14 protein-coding genes, 2 pseudogenes and 1 CRISPR repeat array are annotated in these 18,542 nt (G+C 55.2%); of the genes and pseudogenes, 11 read left to right on the top strand and 5 right to left on the bottom strand.

The window, feature by feature from the left end:
* Positions 1–19: 19 nt before the first annotated feature.
* Positions 20–1,381 carry a radical SAM/SPASM domain-containing protein gene (locus BN2154_RS08425; RefSeq protein WP_050618390.1) on the top strand — a complete coding sequence of 454 codons (1,362 nt, stop codon included), beginning with the start codon at positions 20–22 and terminating at the stop codon, positions 1,379–1,381.
* A 71-nt stretch (positions 1,382–1,452) separates the two neighbouring features.
* Here the strand turns inward: BN2154_RS08425 and BN2154_RS08420 are convergent.
* A pseudogene (locus BN2154_RS08420) lies at positions 1,453–1,869 on the bottom strand (manganese catalase family protein); the annotation flags it as partial.
* Positions 1,870–2,094: 225 nt separating this feature from the next.
* On the opposite strand from BN2154_RS08420, the gene fic reads away from it, so the two are divergent.
* The 8 genes from fic (at position 2,095) to cas2 (ending at position 10,652) form a co-directional block, all read left to right on the top strand.
* The gene (gene fic / locus BN2154_RS08415) at positions 2,095–2,700 is read left to right on the top strand and encodes a protein adenylyltransferase Fic (RefSeq protein WP_050618389.1); all 606 of its coding nucleotides are present in this window, start codon (positions 2,095–2,097) and stop codon (positions 2,698–2,700) included.
* Between the two features lie 171 nt (positions 2,701–2,871).
* Positions 2,872–5,301, top strand: coding sequence for a CRISPR-associated helicase Cas3' (gene cas3 / locus BN2154_RS08410; RefSeq protein ID WP_195892327.1), 2,430 nt, complete (start codon positions 2,872–2,874; stop codon positions 5,299–5,301).
* 2 nt (positions 5,302–5,303) lie between these two features.
* Positions 5,304–6,038, top strand: a complete 735-nt coding sequence (cas5c, locus tag BN2154_RS08405; protein WP_050618387.1) for a type I-C CRISPR-associated protein Cas5c — start codon at positions 5,304–5,306, stop codon at positions 6,036–6,038.
* Positions 6,039–7,832 carry a type I-C CRISPR-associated protein Cas8c/Csd1 gene (cas8c, locus tag BN2154_RS08400; protein WP_050618386.1) on the top strand — a complete coding sequence of 598 codons (1,794 nt, stop codon included), beginning with the start codon at positions 6,039–6,041 and terminating at the stop codon, positions 7,830–7,832.
* Positions 7,829–8,674 (top strand): type I-C CRISPR-associated protein Cas7/Csd2, encoded by an 846-nt coding sequence (gene cas7c / locus BN2154_RS08395; protein ID WP_050618385.1) that lies wholly within the window; start codon positions 7,829–7,831, stop codon positions 8,672–8,674. Before cas8c ends, cas7c begins: the two co-directional genes overlap by 4 nt.
* The gene (gene cas4, locus BN2154_RS08390) at positions 8,664–9,326 is read left to right on the top strand and encodes a CRISPR-associated protein Cas4 (RefSeq protein ID WP_050618384.1); all 663 of its coding nucleotides are present in this window, start codon (positions 8,664–8,666) and stop codon (positions 9,324–9,326) included. Before cas7c ends, cas4 begins: the two co-directional genes overlap by 11 nt.
* Complete coding sequence (gene cas1c / locus BN2154_RS08385) at positions 9,323–10,354, top strand: type I-C CRISPR-associated endonuclease Cas1c (RefSeq protein ID WP_050618383.1); 1,032 nt, start codon at positions 9,323–9,325, stop codon at positions 10,352–10,354. Before cas4 ends, cas1c begins: the two co-directional genes overlap by 4 nt.
* Positions 10,355–10,361: 7 nt before the next feature.
* Complete coding sequence (cas2, locus tag BN2154_RS08380) at positions 10,362–10,652, top strand: CRISPR-associated endonuclease Cas2 (protein WP_050618382.1); 291 nt, start codon at positions 10,362–10,364, stop codon at positions 10,650–10,652.
* Between the two features lie 170 nt (positions 10,653–10,822).
* A CRISPR array of direct repeats spans positions 10,823–13,340; the repeat unit is 33 nt; unit sequence GTCGCGCCCCGCAAGGGGCGCGTGGATTGAAAT.
* A 159-nt stretch (positions 13,341–13,499) separates the two neighbouring features.
* Here cas2 and BN2154_RS08375 read toward each other — a convergent pair.
* Together BN2154_RS08375 and BN2154_RS08370 are read right to left on the bottom strand one after the other, a co-directional pair.
* The gene (locus tag BN2154_RS08375; RefSeq protein WP_050618381.1) at positions 13,500–14,636 is read right to left on the bottom strand and encodes a protein kinase; all 1,137 of its coding nucleotides are present in this window, start codon (positions 14,634–14,636) and stop codon (positions 13,500–13,502) included.
* 89 nt (positions 14,637–14,725) lie between these two features.
* Complete coding sequence (locus BN2154_RS08370) at positions 14,726–15,679, bottom strand: DUF6076 domain-containing protein (RefSeq protein WP_050618380.1); 954 nt, start codon at positions 15,677–15,679, stop codon at positions 14,726–14,728.
* A 323-nt stretch (positions 15,680–16,002) separates the two neighbouring features.
* Here BN2154_RS08370 and BN2154_RS08365 point away from each other — a divergent pair, with 323 nt between their 5' ends.
* Together BN2154_RS08365 and BN2154_RS15255 are read left to right on the top strand one after the other, a co-directional pair.
* Positions 16,003–16,197, top strand: coding sequence for a hypothetical protein (locus tag BN2154_RS08365; protein WP_050618379.1), 195 nt, complete (start codon positions 16,003–16,005; stop codon positions 16,195–16,197).
* Between the two features lie 74 nt (positions 16,198–16,271).
* Positions 16,272–17,909: a recombinase family protein gene (locus BN2154_RS15255; protein ID WP_094762424.1), complete on the top strand. Its 1,638-nt coding sequence runs from the start codon at positions 16,272–16,274 to the stop codon at positions 17,907–17,909.
* Here BN2154_RS15255 and BN2154_RS15250 read toward each other — a convergent pair.
* Together BN2154_RS15250 and BN2154_RS08355 are read right to left on the bottom strand one after the other, a co-directional pair.
* Positions 17,864–18,058 (bottom strand): annotated as a pseudogene (locus BN2154_RS15250) (manganese catalase family protein); the annotation flags it as partial. The gene BN2154_RS15255 and the pseudogene BN2154_RS15250 sit on opposite strands and share 46 nt — an antisense overlap.
* On the bottom strand, positions 18,059–18,514 hold the full coding sequence (locus tag BN2154_RS08355) for a spore coat protein CotJB (RefSeq protein WP_238073343.1): 456 nt from the start codon (positions 18,512–18,514) through the stop codon (positions 18,059–18,061). It abuts the pseudogene before it with no gap.
* Positions 18,515–18,542: the final 28 nt, after the last annotated feature.

Here is an 18,542-nt window from a genome sequence, read left to right as displayed (position 1 = left end):
GAGAAGGAGTGATGGCTGTATGGGTTGGATGGATCAACTCAAAAAGGCGGGCATGTCCATGGTGTATGGCTACCTGGATCAGGACCCGGACCGCAATCTTCCCAAACTGATTGATTGGGCGGACCAGTTGGACACGAAAAATGTCTACGGGCCCGCGCGGAAACAGTTTCGCAAGGTGATTGAAGACCCTGAGAGCAATTGGTATCAGTTGATCAAGAGCCTCTGGACGGACATTGACGATGGAGTACGCAGGACCCTGTTTGAGAACTTCATCGTGAATGCCAGTCTGCTGGGCTATCCCAAGCAGATCCAGAACAGCGAGAAGTACGGCTGCAATATCCCGTGGGCCATCCTGATGGACCCGACCTCCGCTTGCAACCTCCACTGTACCGGCTGCTGGGCGGCGGAGTACGGCAATCGAATGAACATGGACCTGGAGACGCTGGATTCCATCGTAAAGCAGGGTACGGAGTTGGGCACTTATATGTACCTTTACACCGGGGGAGAACCTCTGGTGCGGAAGAAGGACCTCATTACGCTGTGTGAGCGCCACCCGGACTGCGTGTTTTTGTCCTTCACCAATGCCACGCTTATCGACGAGGCCTTCGCCGACGAGATGCTGCGGGTAAAGAACTTTGTTCCCGCCATCAGCGTGGAAGGGTTTGAGCAGGCCACCGATTCCCGCCGTGGGCAGGGTACGTTCCAGGCTGTTAGACGGGCGATGGAGATCCTCAAGCGGAAGAAGCTGCCCTTCGGCGTCTCCTGCTGCTACACCAGGGCCAATACCGATGTCATCGGCAGCGAGGAATACTTTGATCAGATGGTGGAATGGGGCGTCAAGTTCGCCTGGTTCTTCACCTATATGCCGGTGGGCACCGATGCAGTACCGGAGCTGATGGTCACGGCTGAACAGCGCGCGTTCATGTACCACCAGATCCGCAAGTTCCGCGAAACCAAGCCGATTTTTACTCTGGACTTTTGGAACGACGGGGAGTACGTGTCAGGCTGTATTGCCGGTGGCCGGCACTATTGCCACATCAACGCCAACGGAGACATTGAGCCCTGTGCCTTCATCCACTACTCGGACTCCAACATCCACAATAAGACCCTGCTGGAGGCCTACCGATCCCCGCTGTTTATGGCTTATCGGCAGAATCAGCCCTTTAGCAAAAACTACCTGCGCCCCTGCCCGCTGTTGGATAACTACGGCCGGCTGGCAGACATGGTGGATCAGAGCGGGGCCCATTCTACCGACATGGTCCACCCGGAGGACGTCCACGACTTGTGCGATAAGTGCAAGGAAGCATCGGAGCAATGGAAGATCACGGCGGATCAACTGTGGGCATCCTCCCACGGCTGCACCGGCTGCGGCGGGCAGTGATAGAAACTTTACATAGCGGACATGCAGCCCAGGACCACAGGTCCTGGGCTGCATTCATGCGCAGAAAGGACTTACTTATCGAAGGCAGGATTGACAAAATAGACGTTTTTCTGATCCATCTTCTCCTTAGCCAGGCGCACCGCCTCGCCAAAGCGCTGGAAGTGGACGACCTCCCGTTCACGGAGGAAGCGGATGACGTCGTTGACATCGGGGTCATCGGAAAGACGCAGGATATTGTCGTAGGTAATACGCGCTTTTTGCTCGGCTGCCATGTCTTCTGTCAGGTCCCCGATCACATCGCCTTTGACTGCGATGGAGGCTGCGCTCCAGGGGAAGCCAGAGGCCGCCGTGGGGTATACGCCGGTGGTATGGTCCACGAAATAAGGAGCGAATTCGGCGATCCGTACGTCGTTGTCATTCAGGTTTCGGGTGAGCTGATGAACCAGCGCACCGATCATCTCCAAATGGCCCAGCTCTTCTGTGCCGACTGTGGAGGCAAAAGGGCCACGACCGCAAAAAAGCCTTGCGCCGCAAGGGTTACAGGCCGAAAAAGAGGACAAAAACGCGAATGTGCAAAATGCCGGTTGGCTCCATTCCTTTGATGTCTCCTTTTCTGCTTGTGGATATGGCGTTTTATGGTATAATAATTTTGTGAGATTATAGGCAGATGGATCAATACGGTACGACATCAACAAGAATCAGGGAGGCCCACAATGGCACTGGAAAATAAACTTGGCATCACCAACTCCGCCGAGCTTGCCCGAGAGGAGGAGCGTATCAGCAAGAAGAAAGCCGTGGAACTGTTCGAGCGCGGCGCTTTGGACAAGTTGGAGCGCGGCAAATTCACTTCGCTGCAAGCCATTCATAAGGCGCTTTTCGAGGACATTTATGACTTCGCCGGAAAGCTCCGCACGGTGAATTTAGCGAAAGGAAACTTCCGTTTTGTACCGTTGATGTATCTGGAGGCAGCTCTGGCCAACATTGACAAGATGCCGCAGTCCACCTATGACGAGATCATCGAAAAGTATGTAGAGATGAATATTGCTCACCCGTTCCGGGAGGGCAACGGCCGCAGCACCCGCCTGTGGCTCGACCAAATGCTGAAGGCTTGCATCGGGCAGGTGGTGGACTGGAGCCGTGTCGATAAAGAGGACTACCTGCTGGCGATGGAGCGCAGCCCCATCAAGGATGTGGAGATCAAGGTGCTGCTGAAAGCGGCCCTGACGGACGATGTGAATAGCCGCGAGGTGTTCATGAAGGGCATCGATCATAGCTATTACTACGAGGGATATACCACGTTCAAGGCGGAAGAATTGTAAACGGAGTGCGGCGGTTGGACATTAGATAAATTTGTATGTCTAAACCTATTGTCGTTGACTTTCTTTTCCATTTTGTGTATTGTATAGACAAGATTCAGGGCTAAACTTCGGCCCCGGCAGTCAGCTCTGTGATCGCGCAGAGCTGATTTTTGCTTTTTGGGAGGTGTTGGATTGGAGTATTATGCCCACATTTCAGACGATGGTCTGCGCCGCCAAACCGTCACGGAGCATTGCAGGGCAACTGCCCACTACGCAGCAGAATGCCTGTCCGGCATGGACCTTTCCAAAGCGGCGTATCTGGCGGGGTTGCTCCACGACGCGGGAAAATTCTCATCGCTGTTTCAGGCGTATCTGGAAAGCGCCGCGCGGGGAGAACCGGTTCGGCGGGGCTCCGTGGTGCACACCTTTGCTGGGGTCAGGTTCCTTTTGGAACAGTATCACGGTACCGCGCCCCTTTCTTTTGATGACATTGCCTGTGAACTGCTGGCCTTTGCCGTGGGCGCCCACCACGGGCTGTTTGACTGCGTGGATGAAAACCACGCCTCCGGATTCTGCCACCGACTTTCCACCCACGATAATGAGTACCGGGAATCCATGGAGAATTTTCTCGCCCACTGTGCCGGGCAGGCGGAACTGGACGGACTGGTTCAGGAGGCCTGCGCCGAACTGGAGCCGGTTTTTGAGAGAATTGGGAAGTTAATATCTTCGGAACCTGCGGAATCCACCGCCCACTATTTCTATGTGGGATTGACGGCCCGGCTGCTGCTGTCGGCGGTGATTCAGGGGGACCGGCGGGACACGGCGGAATTTCAGACGGGGAGCCCCAGGCCGGAGGATTTGAAAGACAAGCGGGAACTCTGGAATACCTGCCTGCAGCACCTGGAAGGAGAACTGGAAAAACTCTCCCATGCGCCAGGGAAAGGCAGTATGGAGATTCAAAGAGCCAGACAGGAAATTTCCCATCAGTGCCGTCAATTTGCGGAGCGGCCGGGCGGCATTTATCAGCTGAATGTGCCCACCGGCGCGGGGAAGACCCTGAGTTCTCTGCGCTATGCCCTGGCCCATGCTGCCCGGTGGAACAAATCCCGGATTATTTTCACCGCCCCGCTGCTGACCATTCTGGATCAGAACGCAGAAGTAATTAAGGAGTATGTGGGAGATAACAGCATCATTCTGGAACACCACTCCAACCTTGTCCGCCCCCGGGAGGAAACGGAAGAACTGAATGTGCAGGAACTGCTAATGGAGGACTGGAGTGCTCCCGTTATCATCACCACTCTGGCGCAGATGCTGAATACCCTGCTGGATGGAAAAACCTCCTCCATCCGCCGGTTTCAGGCCCTTTCCAACAGCGTAATCATTCTGGACGAGGTACAGACCGTGCCCGCCAAAATGCTGACGCTTTTCAACCTGGCGGTGAATTTCCTGTCGGAGGTCTGCGGGGCAACGGTGATTCTCTGCTCCGCCACCCAGCCCTGCCTGAAAAAGACGGCGCACCCGCTGGTTTCCGACCTGGCGGAGATGGTGCCCTATGACCCGGCGGTGTGGCAGGTGTTCCGCAGGACGCGGATTCAGCCCGCCGGCAGAATGCGGCTGGCGGAGATTCCTGCCTTTGCCATGGGCGTTTTGGAACAGGCGGAGAGTCTGCTGATTGTTTGCAACAAGAAAGACGAGGCAGCGGAACTATACGAGAAGCTGTCCGGCAGTGATTTCCGCTGCTATCATCTCTCCGCCGCCATGTGCATGGCCCACCGCAGGAAAGTGCTGAAAGAACTGGAAGCGGCGCTGGAAAATTTGAAGTCTGCGCCGCAGGAATCAAGAGAGAAAATCCTCTGCGTATCCACGCAGGTGATGGAAGCGGGGGTGGATCTCTCCTTCCAGCGGGTGATCCGGCTTTCGGCGGGGATGGACAGCGTTGTGCAGTCTGCAGGCCGCTGCAACCGCAATGGCGAATCCGGCAGCCCCGCGCCGGTGTATCTGGTGCAGTGCCAGGATGAGAACCTGGCGAAACTGACGGACATTCAGCGTGGAAAGGACGCAACCGAAAGCCTGATGGCCCGGTATAGCCGCCGTCCGGCAGACTTTCAGGAGGATCTTTCCTCCAAGGCGGCCATCGACGCTTACTACCAGACCCTTTATCGGGAGATGCCGGAGGGCTTTCAGGATGACCCGGTTCGGGGAAAACCCTATTCTATTTTCAGCCTGCTGGCTGACAACAGCTGCTTTGCGGATGAACGGGCCGAAAGCTTTGGAAGCTACTTCTTGAACCAGGCATTCCGCCTGGCCGGCAGACTGTTTCAGGTGTATGATGACGACCATCTGGATGTGATTGTTCCCTATGAATCGGGCAAAGAGGTGATTGCCGCGCTGGGCTCTGAACAGGCGAAAAGAAACCTGGAATACCGGAAAGCATGGCTGGAAAAGGCCAAGCCCTATACCATTTCCCTGTACGACTACCAGCGGCGGCGGCTGGAAGAGAAGCACGGCCTTTGGCCGGTCAGAGACGGTGATACCAGCACATGGGCGCTTTCAGAAGGCTTTTACAAGAAAGAGATTGGGTTATCCATAGAGGAAACATCCATGCAATTTTTGGAGGTGTAACCGTGAAAAATACGCAATACCCCAATATCGTGGAATTCCAAGTTACCGGAGATTACGCGCTCTTTTCTGATCCCATTCTCCGCCTGGGCGGGGAGAAATGCACCTATCAGGTGCCTACCTATGAAGCGCTGAAAGGAATCCTGTCCTCAATTTACTGGAAGCCCACTATTCTTTGGTACATCGACGCCGTCCGGGTGATGAACCCCATCCAGACGGAGGTAAAGGGAATGCGGCCTATCAAGTACCACGGCGGCAATGACCTGGCTTACTACACCTATTTGAAGCATTGCCGCTACCAAGTGCGGGCCCATTTTGAGTGGAACGAAAACCGGCCGGAGCTGGCCCAGGACCGGGATGAGAACAAGCACCATGAAATCGCCAAACGGATGATCCGAAAGGGCGGCAGACGAGACATTTTTCTGGGAACCCGGGAATGCCAGGGCTATGTGGAGCCCTGTGTGTTCGGCGAGGGAAGCAGCAGCTATGATGAGATCCCTGAACTGAGTTTCGGACTAATGTATCACGGGATTACCTATGCCGACGAAGCCTATTCCCCGGACACGGTAGGGAAGATGACGGCAAATTTCTGGAACGCGGTGATGCGAAAGGGCGTCATCACTTTTCCGAAGCCGGAAGACTGTCCGATACACAAAACTCTGGGGAATATGGAGATAAAGCCCTTTGAAACATCGCTGGAAAACTTTACTGGTCTGCGGGAATTTGGGGAGGTGAACTGAATGGGACTGCTGCAAAAGGCCTGCGAAACCTACGACTGCCATGTCAGCCTTGTGGGCCTGCCTCAGGCTGAAAAGGAAACGCTGGCCCCTGTCTCCCACATTCTCACCTCCGCGCAGATTGAGATTACCGTGGATCAAGATGGGCAATTTCAGAACGCCAGAGCGGTGGACAAAAGTGAACCGAAAATTGTGATTCCGGTAACGGAGGAATCTGGCGGGCGCAGCGGAACTAATCCCAAGCCACACCCCCTCTGCGACCAGCTGAAGTACCTGGCGGGATACGACGCCAAGAAATACGAAGGGTATGTGGCGCAGCTAACGCAATGGGCACAGTCGCCCTATGGGCACCCCAAACTCCATCCTATTTTGCATTATGTGAAGGGCGGTACCATCCTCCGGGATCTGGAGAGATGCGGTGTGATCCACTCGGACGAAAAAGGCAGGCCCAGGGAAGAGGACGCCATGGTGCGCTGGCGGGTGGTTGGCTTGGATGACGGCGAAAAGGAGGCGTGCTGGGCGGATCAAAGTTTGCTTCGCGCCTTTATCGATTACTACCGGGCTAAAACGGAAGACCAGGGGCAGAAGCTGTGCATGATCAGCGGAACGCTGTCCCGGCCAGCTGTCCAGCACCCCAAGGGAATTGCCCCGGTGTGCGGCGGCAATGCCAAACTTATTTCCTCCAACGACAGTAGCGGCTTTACCTACCGAGGCCGGTTCGCGGAGGATTGGCAGGCCGCCACCGTCAGCTATGGGGCTTCCCAAAAGGCCCACAGCGCCCTGCGCTGGCTGGCCGCGAATCAGGGCACCCAGATCGGCGGCAGGGTATTCTTATGCTGGAACCCCCAGGGAAAGCCCGTCCGCAATGTGACAGACGCCTTCCGGAAAGACACCACTGCCATCACAAACCCGACGGAGTACAAGGAGGACCTGCGAAAGACCCTTCTGGGCTACCGGGCTGTACTGCCGGATTCTGCCGGGGTTGTGATTGCGGCCTTCGACGCCGCCACCACAGGCCGCTTGTCCCTGACCTACTACAATGAACTGATGGGGTCGGATTTCCTGCAAAGACTCCACGACTGGGATGCCACCTGCTGCTGGCCCAACTGGCAAGGGGCCATCTGGGCGCCGTCCCTATACCAGATTGTGAACTGCACCTTTGGAACGGTCCAGAATGGCCAGATGAAAACGGACAATCGGGTGTTAAAGCAGCAGATCCAGCGGCTGGTGTTCTGCCGCGTGGATCGGGCCAGGCTGCCCTCCGACATCAAGGACACGCTGGCGCGGCGGGCTTCCAATCCGCAATCCTTTGAACAGAATAGGAATATCTGGCGGGAAGTGTTGTTTATAGCGTGTGCTGTTTTGAAAAAATATGACTTTGACAGAAACGGGGAGGAATGGAACATGGCACTGGATCCCGGCAAACAGGATCGCAGCTATCAGTTCGGCCGGCTGCTGGCCGTGATGGAAAAGGCGGAGCGGGACACTTACGGAACCAACGAAAATCGGGAACCCAACGCGATCCGGCAGATGTCTGTTTTCTGTCGGCGGCCCATGTATGTAACGGCCAATCTTGAAAAGCAGCTGGAACAGGCTTATTTACCGAAACTTAACCCGGGGAGCAGGGTGTTTTACAAAAACATGATCGGTCAGATCATGGAAGAGATCGACAAATTCCCGGAGAATCAGCAGAACCGGCCTCTGGAACCCAGCTACCTGATGGGGTACTATCTCCAGCGCAGCGCACTGTATCAGAAAAAAGAAAACGAGCAGAATGAGGAGGACAGCAAGCAATGAGTACATTACAGAATAAGATTGACTTTGTGGCGCTGGTTTCGGTCAGCATGGCAAATGCCAACGGCGATCCCTTAAATGGCAATCGGCCCCGGACGGATTACAACAACTATGGCGAAATCTCCGATGTGTGCATCAAGCGGAAGATTCGCAACCGGATGCAGGATCAGGGCTATCCGATCTTTGTGCAGTCCGAGGACCGGTGCGATGACGGCTGCGGAAGCCTGAGTGAGCGGGCGTCTGCAGTGCTGAAGGGCATCAAGAACCGTGAGGAGTATACCCAAAAGGCCTGCGAGACTTGGCTGGACGTGCGTACCTTCGGACAACTGTTCGCCTTTAAAGGCAAGGACGCCGGCGGCGTCTCTGTAGGGGTGCGGGGGCCTGTTTCCATCCACCAGGCGGTGAGCGTTTCCCCTGTTGAAGTACAGACCCTTCAGATTACCAAAAGCGCCAACGGCGAACCGGGGGAAAAGCGTTCTTCGGACACCATGGGCAATAAGCACTTTGTGCAGTTCGGGCTCTATTTGCTGAAAGGCTCCATCAATGTGCAGCTGGCGGAGAAGACTGGCTTTACGGAGGAAGACGCACAGGTGGTAAAGGAGTGTCTGCGGACGCTGTTTGTCAACGACGCATCCTCCGCCCGCCCAGATGGCTCCATGGAGGTGGTCAAGCTTTTCTGGTGGCAGCATAACTGCAAGGACGGGCAGTATTCTTCTGCCAAGGTGCACCGTTCGGTAAAAGTCACTTTGAAAGATCCGGATTATACTCCTCTTTCTGTAGATGACTATGTCATCAGCGTAGAAGCGTTACCCGGATTGGAACCGGAAGTAATCGATGGACTTTAACGACGAGGACTTTCTCCAGCTTTCCGGCTTGCAACACTTCAAATTCTGTCGCCGGCAATGGGCGCTCATCCACATCGAAAACCAATGGGCGGAAAACTACCGCACGACGGATGGCGCGATCCTGCACGAAAACGCGCACAACGGCGCGTTCACCGAAAGCCGGGGAAACTTTCTCATCACGCGGGATATGCGCATTTTCTCCCGCACGCTCGGTGTGTCGGGCGCGTGCGACGTGCTTGAATTTCGCCGGGATGAGAGGGGAATCCCACTCAAGGATCGCGAGGGCCTGTGGCAGCCATATCCGGTGGAGTATAAGCGCGGAAAGCCGAAAGAGGGCACGGAGGACGCGCTTCAGCTCTGCGGTCAGGCGATGTGCCTCGAAGAAATGCTCTGCTGCGAGATCCCACGCGGCGCGCTCTATTACGGTGAGCCGCGACGGCGCACGGAAGTTGATTTCATCCCCGAGCTGCGGCAGGAGGTGCGCGCTCTCGTTGAAGAGATGCACGCGCTCTATGCGCGCGGCAGCACACCGAAAGTGAAGCCGACAAAGGGCTGCAACGCCTGCTCACTGAAAGAATTGTGTCTGCCAAAGCTGATGCGGAATAAGTCCGTTTCCGCGTATCTGCGTGGCGCGATGGGGGGAGAGCGATGAGACAGCTTTTGAACACGCTTTTTGTCACATCGGAGGACATTTACCTCTCGCTGGACGGTGAAAACATCGTGGCGAACCGCGGCGGAGAAGCGGTCGCCCGCTACCCGCTGCACACGCTGCAGAGCATCGTCTCGTTTTCCTACGCAGGCGCATCGCCCGCCCTGATGGGCGCGTGCGCGCAGCGGGAGATCGGACTTGCGTTCTGCTCACCGCGCGGGAAATTCCTCGCGCGCATGGCGGGGCAGGCACAGGGGAACGTCCTGCTGCGGCGGATGCAGTACCGCGTAGCGGACAACCCGTCACAGAGTTGCCGCGTCGCCAGAATGATGGTCTTCGGCAAGGTCTACAACGCGAAGTGGAGCGTGGAGCGCACACGCCGCGACCATGCCATGCGCATCGACGAAGCACGCTTTTCCGCTGTATCCGAACAGTTACAAGGACTTTTGCCGCAGATCGCATCAGAGACATCACTCGACAGTCTGCGCGGCCTCGAGGGCGTCGGTGCCGCGGCGTATTTTAGCGTACTGGATGACATGATTTTGCAAGGAAAAGAGACGTTTTTCTTCCGTGAGCGCAGCCGCCGCCCGCCGCTCGATGCGCTCAATGCGCTGCTTTCGTTTGCTTACAGTCTGCTCGCACACGACTGCGCCTCGGCGCTCGAAGGCGTGGGGCTGGACGCCTACGTCGGATATCTCCACCGCGACCGGCCGGGGCGAGAGTCACTGGCGCTCGATTTGATGGAGGAGCTGCGCCCGTGCTTTGCCGACCGCTTTGTGCTCACGCTCATCAACAACCGCGTTCTCAAAGCAAGCGATTTTGACTTCCGCGAGAGCGGCGCGGTGCTGCTGACGGACGCGGGACGCAGGACGTTTCTGCAAAAGTGGCAGGAGCGGAAAAAGGAGACCATTACACATCCGTTTTTAGAAGAAAAGATGCCGTGGGGGCTGGTGCCGTATGTACAAAGCCTGCTGCTGGCGCGGTATCTGCGGGGCGATTTGGAGGACTATCCGCCGTTTTTGTGGAAATGAGGCGCCTATGCTGGTTTTGATCACCTACGATGTGAACACGAGCGACGCCGCCGGTCGCGGACGGCTGCGCAGGATCGCAAAACAGTGCGTCAACTACGGTCAGCGCGTACAGAACTCGGTGTTCGAGTGCCTGCTGGACACGGCGCAGTACCGGAAGCTGCAGAATGAGCTTTGTAAGATCATTGATCCGGAAAAAGACAGCCTGAGGTTTTACTACTTGGGAAAGAAGTACGAGAACAAGATCGAACACTTCGGCTGCAAGCAGACGTATCTGCCCGAGGAACCGATGATCTTATAGTGCGAAGCGCAAGCGCGCAGAAATTGCCCGGGCGGTTCGCACCCAAATCTGCAATGATTTTCTGAATGGAAAAGGGATTAGAATGCCCTGACAGGCGGCATTCTGCGCAAATTTGCTCAAAACTTGTCTGTTATCGCAAAAATGTGCAAAGCAATTTGTACACTTTTGCTGTCGCGCCCCGCAAGGGGCGCGTGGATTGAAATTGCAAATCATGAACGAAAAGGATGTGCGCATCCCGTCGCGCCCCGCAAGGGGCGCGTGGATTGAAATCTGTATCATCGGGGGGCTTATCGGATGGTTTGGTCGCGCCCCGCAAGGGGCGCGTGGATTGAAATACCATTACGGACAACCGGACCATACCAGAGCAGCGGTCGCGCCCCGCAAGGGGCGCGTGGATTGAAATCGGGGGCACGGCGGGGCAGATATTAAGCAAGACTGGTCGCGCCCCGCAAGGGGCGCGTGGATTGAAATTACCGAGCTCGCGTTAGACCTCTCCGCCCTCCGCGTCGCGCCCCGCAAGGGGCGCGTGGATTGAAATAGGACCTTGCCGTTGTCGGAGGCGGTGACGGAGGGTCGCGCCCCGCAAGGGGCGCGTGGATTGAAATAAAAGCCATGGGTGCCCAACTCAGATGAATGGGTGTCGCGCCCCGCAAGGGGCGCGTGGATTGAAATCGACTCCTTGTCGATGATATAGGAGTCCTCAAACGTCGCGCCCCGCAAGGGGCGCGTGGATTGAAATTCCATGGCCGGAACAATCCCTCCGCCGCAGTCGGGTCGCGCCCCGCAAGGGGCGCGTGGATTGAAATGGATATACTCCATTGCTTTTCCCTCCTATATCTGGTGTCGCGCCCCGCAAGGGGCGCGTGGATTGAAATAGCATCCGATCGGTGATGGCCGTGGCCAGTGTCGTTGTCGCGCCCCGCAAGGGGCGCGTGGATTGAAATGGATACGTGGCCATCTGCAAGGACCCACAGCTCGTCGCGCCCCGCAAGGGGCGCGTGGATTGAAATTCGGCCCGCCGCTCCTGCCCGGAGCATCAGACTGCGTCGCGCCCCGCAAGGGGCGCGTGGATTGAAATATAGTACAATGGTAACACCTCCGATAGAGTAAAAGTCGCGCCCCGCAAGGGGCGCGTGGATTGAAATCGATAGGCTGGGCGGGGACGCCATGGATGCTAAGGTCGCGCCCCGCAAGGGGCGCGTGGATTGAAATGCTCAGGGAGGAAGGGGGAGAGGGAAGGGGGGTAGTCGCGCCCCGCAAGGGGCGCGTGGATTGAAATGTCTTTTCTGGCAGCGTACCTGCTATGGCAATCCCGTCGCGCCCCGCAAGGGGCGCGTGGATTGAAATTGTTTGCATCGGAGAACGATGCGCGGTACCGGGGTCGCGCCCCGCAAGGGGCGCGTGGATTGAAATAAGAAGTACCTGGACCTGGGGCGGAAGGGGGACGGTCGCGCCCCGCAAGGGGCGCGTGGATTGAAATGCCGCGTCCCATAAATACCCGCTGCTTGGGCTGCGTCGCGCCCCGCAAGGGGCGCGTGGATTGAAATGTGCAGTGGAGCGCGGAGGGGAATACGCCCTGTGTCGCGCCCCGCAAGGGGCGCGTGGATTGAAATGCGAGTTGCGTCCATCGAAGGCGATATGGCTTGCGTCGCGCCCCGCAAGGGGCGCGTGGATTGAAATAATCCGCCCCGTCTCCACAGGCCGCTGGTAGGCCGTCGCGCCCCGCAAGGGGCGCGTGGATTGAAATTCCCGGTTGGCCTCATAGTACTGCCGCTGGTACTCGTCGCGCCCCGCAAGGGGCGCGTGGATTGAAATGTATTTGGAACGGCAATAATGCATGTGTGCTAAGTCGCGCCCCGCAAGGGGCGCGTGGATTGAAATATGCCGGCCTCTTCCGCCGCACCAGACCACATGGCGTCGCGCCCCGCAAGGGGCGCGTGGATTGAAATCCTAATCGTGCCCATCACGCGGTATATCAGAGAGGTCGCGCCCCGCAAGGGGCGCGTGGATTGAAATACGGGAGACGCGGCGGCGGGGGAGGTCTGGCGGGTCGCGCCCCGCAAGGGGCGCGTGGATTGAAATATCCCGCATGAGTATCAAAGCTACTGCATCCGCCGGTCGCGCCCCGCAAGGGGCGCGTGGATTGAAATGTCGTAGCCGCCGGAACGGGGAGCCCAGTTGACGGTCGCGCCCCGCAAGGGGCGCGTGGATTGAAATTCCCACGATCCGGCGAGGGGCAAGGCCACTACCGTCGCGCCCCGCAAGGGGCGCGTGGATTGAAATCTTAGCGGACATAGAGCGCATCGCCATCGTCACGTCGCGCCCCGCAAGGGGCGCGTGGATTGAAATTTGATAAATTGATATGCGATACGCAGTTTCCTATCGGTCGCGCCCCGCAAGGGGCGCGTGGATTGAAATCAGTAAGCGGGGTTAATGATGATACTGGCCCCGGCGTCGCGCCCCGCAAGGGGCGCGTGGATTGAAATGTCGTAAAGCGAGTCCCAATTATCTGATATGTATGTCGCGCCCCGCAAGGGGCGCGTGGATTGAAATAAGAAGGTTACCTTTTAGGCGGTAACTTGGTAACGTCGCGCCCCGCAAGGGGCGCTTGGGTTGAAATCGCTCAAGCGTCTGTGCCGCCGTCATCGCCTCTGAGTCGCGCCCTGCAAAGGGCGCATGGGTTGAAATAAACGTGATGCCGCCCTCAGAATGGTCAGACTGTCGCGCCCCGCAAGGGGCGCGACGATGCCTTATTAAGGGCATGGTCAAGCACATTTATAGTAGGAATGTAGTATATGAGAAAAGAGCAAGGCTGTTGGTAAATGAGCCAACAGCCTTGCTTTCATTTCATATGGTTAACAGCAATTTAACTCGTTTCTGCACCTGCTTCTCAATCATCCGCAGGCGCTTTTCAGGCAGATTATATCTGGAATGCTTCTTGAATTTGAATGTCAGAAGATGCCGCAGTTTTTCGTGCAGCTCCGGTGTCAGGACGCTTGCTGCTGTGCCGAGAAAATCATCGTACACGCTGGGGTACAGCGTTTTGATATATTCCTCCAGCGCGGCCTCGTCCGTCCATGCGTCCCCACCCGCAAAGTTAAAGAGGGAATTGCCGTGGTCAAACAGGGGAGCAGGGGAGACGATGGTATTCGTTCGATTACCGACCATCACGCCAAAGTTTCCAAAATGGCGGTCTACATTACAGATCACCGCGTCAAACACCAGCATTTCGTTCAGCGCATGGACAAACTCAGTTCCCAGCTTTTCGTAATATGCTTTAACGGCCTCCATGCCGCCCTTAGAAACGAGATGGCCGACAGGAAGGTAGGCATACTCTTTGCTAGTGAAAAGCTCGCAGGTGGAGCAGAGAACGCCTTTCCAACGGGATAAGCCGTAGGGAATTGCATGAAGGCCCATCGCGGCGGCGATTTGAGCGGCGTAAAACTCAGAATATGGTTCGTTGCCTGTATTGGCCGCACCCTCTGTGCCGCCCTTGTATAGATAAACCTTGCCGCCGACGCGACGCCAGCATTTGCGGAGCATTCCGTTGGTGGTAAACTCCGGGCTGGAGAACCGGGAGGGACGAATACTGCTGCCATAACCCGTAAAGGCTAGCTCGGCTAAAACATTGCTGAACGGGTTGTCATAGAGGTTGACTTTATCAAAAGGAATAGCATCGCCATCTTCAACAACCCAATAGCAATCGTTAAGCGATAGCCCTTTACAAACACTTATAATACTAAGCGGACGGTTGAGGTTTAAGCCGCATTTCGCCAAAAGATTATGAACATAGGCACGATTCTTCGGGATCGTGCGGCGGCGAAGCCAACGGCTCATTCCGTCCGGCGTAAGCGTCAAATCAAGCGGCAGAAATGCCGCTTTTTCTTCATTTGTCCAAAGAATTTGAATCTCCGGTTCGCTGGTATCCGTTGTCGCGGAGAATTTAACAAGCGGTTCATCGAACTGCTTTAGAATATAGTCCATGATAAATCCTCCTCAAAGCTGTCATTATTTTTGTTATCATACCACATAAGAGCTATGTTGAAAACATGAAAATTTCGTATTTCTTTCGTCTATTTTTCGCCTTTCTTCTTAGGGAGCTGCGTGAGTGTATCCAGTTCCTCATAGGTCAATTCACCGTTCACATAGCAATCTCGCGCATCCTCGGCCTGTGCTTTCCAAGTTTGAAACTCAGCATCCGTATAAATTGCCGGAGTACGGCGCACGCGCATATCATAGGTTTTAATTCGCTGTCGAATGAGCTTTAAGCCATTATCGGCAGCAATTTTCTTTTCATGTTTTTCCTTTATGGCAAGCTCTTTGCAGCTTTTTCCAGTATTGCCGACCAACCGATCACAGTAAAGAGCCTTGGATGAAAAGGGGATAAAGTAACGATGACAATATTCACACTTTTTCAATTCGATCCCTTGCTCGACCATTTCCAACAGTTCCGTCAGCAGCATTGCGCCTAAATCATCCGATCCCTCAATGCGGGCAAAACGGACGGACTTCGGCGGCTCTGTAATACGGTCTGCAATTAAGACCGGATCATAATTGCGTTCATCCACATACATCTTTCGTTCTGCGCGCATTTTCTGGTTTAGACCGGCGATCTTTGTGGCGATTTGGAAATCGCGGCTCATATAGAGTGCCAACCGCTGCTTGGCGTTCAAGTCAGAACGATCTAACAGAAGCACGGTATCAACAAAAGCAGAAAACTCTTTTTGCAGTTTCTCAAAGCCTGACAGCCGTTCATCAAATGCATCAGATAGGTTTTCTTCAAAAAATAAGGACTGCACAAATCGCTCCAAGAAAGGGTGTGCTGCAATCAGTTCATTTTTGACTTCAGTAATTGCCGCATTTTCCATCATAGGCGTTTGCCGTTCCCGCAATTTGGCACGCAAACGGTCAAAATCTGTGGACAAAAAGGTGATGAGAGCGGTTCCGAGCTGATATTCCACGGGCTTGAGGTCTGTTTCTACATATTCCTTTTTGCGGCCAAAACTCAAGCAATACAAAGCTCTCAAGGCTTTTCCTCCATTCGTTACCACAACTCCGCATGGCGTGTGGTATATCATTTGTAATGTAAATAGTTTACCACATATTGAAATCTCCGTCAACGCTTGCTATCATTTTTGTGGAGGTTGAAATTCAACAGAAACAATCTTTCACAAAATTGAATGACCGCCGGAGCATTTCTTTTTCGGGGAAGCAGGCCATGACCGTAAATAATGCGAGCGTGCCAAGAATGAGAAATCGAGTTTCCGTCAGGCTGGAAACCGCTTCTGGGAAAACGGCAAACAAGTTCACTGACCTCTCCGCATAATCTCAAAAGAAGGGAGGGGGCAGGATGGCAAGCAAGCCGGAGCTGTTACAGTACCAAGCGGCAGATGAGATCGGGCAGGACTTTCTTCTCGCATATCAGCGAGCCGTCCTGCTCTCCTTGCAGCAGCAAGGTATCCTCAACGAAACGCAGTTCAAAGACTGCGTACAAAAATTAGGGCAGCAGGTAAGAACAACAAACAAATCAAATTCTGTAAAGTAATAATACCTTTCAGTATTCGCACATTTGCAAAGGCATGATTTGAGCCGTATGATACCCACAAAGGAGGCGGTTCTATGTTACAGGTAGCGGCGTACTGCCGCGTATCCACTGATAAAGAGGATCAGGCGAACTCATTTGAAGCCCAGCAGCGCTATTTCCATGACTATATCGAGCGCCAGCCGGATTGGGAACTGCAAGGCATCTATGCCGACGAGGGCATCTCCGGCACATCTACTCGAAAGCGTGTGGAGTTCAATAAAATGCTGCACGCGGCGGAAATGGGGCAAATCGATTTGATCGTAACCAAGGAGGTCAGCCGATTTGCCCGCAATACGGTAGACGCGCTTCAGATCACCCGTGATTTGCTGAAAAGGAAGGTCGGCGTTCTGTTTCTTAGTGACAACATCGACACGAGAGACGACGACATAAACCTTCGGCTGGCGATGATGAGTACATTCGCGGAGGAAGAAAGCCGAAAGACTTCAAAACGCTCCAAGTGGGGACAAATGCGAAGTATGGAGCAAGGCGTCGTCTTTGGCGGTTCTCTGCTGGGATACGATGTGGTAGGCGGTAAAATGAGCATCAATCCAGAGGGAGCGGAAATTGTTCGGCTCATCTTCCATAAGTATCTGCAAGAGCGCAAGGGGTGCAGCACCATCGCAAAGGAACTGCGGGAGGCCGGCATTCTCAGCAGCAAGGGCAACTGTTTATGGTCGTCGGCCACGGTGACAAAAATTCTGAAAAACGAGAAATACTGTGGCGATCTGATTCAGAAAAAGACATATACTCCGGATGTGCTGACCCATGAAAAGAAATATAATCATGGAGATGAGCCGCTGGTAGAACTGAAAGACCACCATGAACCCATTATTGACCGTGAAACGTGGCAGGCGGTACAGCGGGAACTGTACCGCCGCAACACGGCAAAGGGCAGCGGGGGACACGGCAATCGTTACCCGCTGTCCGGCAAAATACGATGTGGTGAGTGCGGCAAGAGCTTCGTCAGCCGCACGAAAAAGCGCAAGGATGGCAGCAGCTATAAACGCTGGTGCTGTTTCACCGCCACCAACGAGGGCCTACGGCGCACCGACGGGGCAGGAAACCCGATGGGGTGCAGCGTGGGACGGCAGATACGGGATGACATAGCCATGGACATTCTGCGGCGCTCCGTGAACGCTGTGACGCTGGATAAGAAAGCCATCATATCGAACCTTACCCGCATCGTGGAGAGCGTTCTGGCGTCCGGTGAGGACAGCGGCGAACAGGAGCTGCGGCGGCTGGAGATTGAGCTTGAAAAGCTGCAAGCCCGTAATGACACGATCCATGACCGCTTTTTCGACGAGAGTATCTCCAAGGCCGACTTTCAGCGGGCCAAAGCTCGCTGTGAAGGCGAAATAAATCGGGTGCAGGAGAAAATCACCGCTATCAAGCAGAGACAGGCGTTGAACACTGATACACAGACCTTAAAACCGGACATCCGTTCCGCCATCACCGGCATTGTCAGCGGACGCACGGAAAATGATGCCTTTTATGGGCATTTGCTCCAACAGATGACTGTGTATCAGGACGGCAGGGTAGAGGTGGCTCTGAATTTACTGCCCGCCAAATGGACATATGTGCTGGACGGACTGGAAAAATACCGAGCAAAAATAGGGGCGCATAGTGCTTCTTCTGTGCCGATGTCGGTCAGTAGCCCCTTCAGCTCCGGATAGGGCATGGCGTACCGCTGACTCAGATAGCGCAGGGATGCGCCCAATTCTCCGTCTGGGCCGCCGTACTGGGAAATAATTACAGACGCCAGCTTTGGGTTGGGAGTTTTGATCTTTACCGGATACTGGAGTTTTTTTTCATAGGCAAACATTTATTTCGTACCTCCTTCCTGGAAGTTCCAGGGCCAAGGGTCATTGAGCCAGGTGTAGGTTTTGCTCTCAGCGGTTTCACTGCGGAGTACAGGGCCGTGGTTGGCCACGTAGGCGGCTCTGGCTTCCTGTTCCATAGCAGTGTACTGACGGAAGAGTTCAAAGGCTTCCGCATCGTTGGGATGAGTATCCAGATAGAGCGCCAGCTCCTGGTTCACGAACTCCAGGGCCTGAAGCTCCGTCAGCGGCGTCACGGGCACGCTGGTGGCGGTAGCTTTGATGTGGAAAGGCAGATTCAGACCCGGGTAAAGTGTACCGTTGTTGAGCGCGTCGCTCTGTGAGTAACGCTTGGGGTTGGACTGCTGAAAGGGCACATAGGGAACAGCCAGAGGCGCGCACTCCGGCAAGGTACCGTAGTTGTCGCCGCAGGCGGGCATAGTTCCGTTTTCCGGATTCAAGTGATGTTCCTCCTTCGAAGGTATTGAG

This window comes from Intestinimonas massiliensis (ex Afouda et al. 2020) (assembly GCF_001244995.1).
GTDB classification, from domain to species: domain Bacteria; phylum Bacillota; class Clostridia; order Oscillospirales; family Oscillospiraceae; genus Intestinimonas; species Intestinimonas massiliensis.
This window is presented reverse-complemented; position numbering and strand designations above follow the sequence as displayed.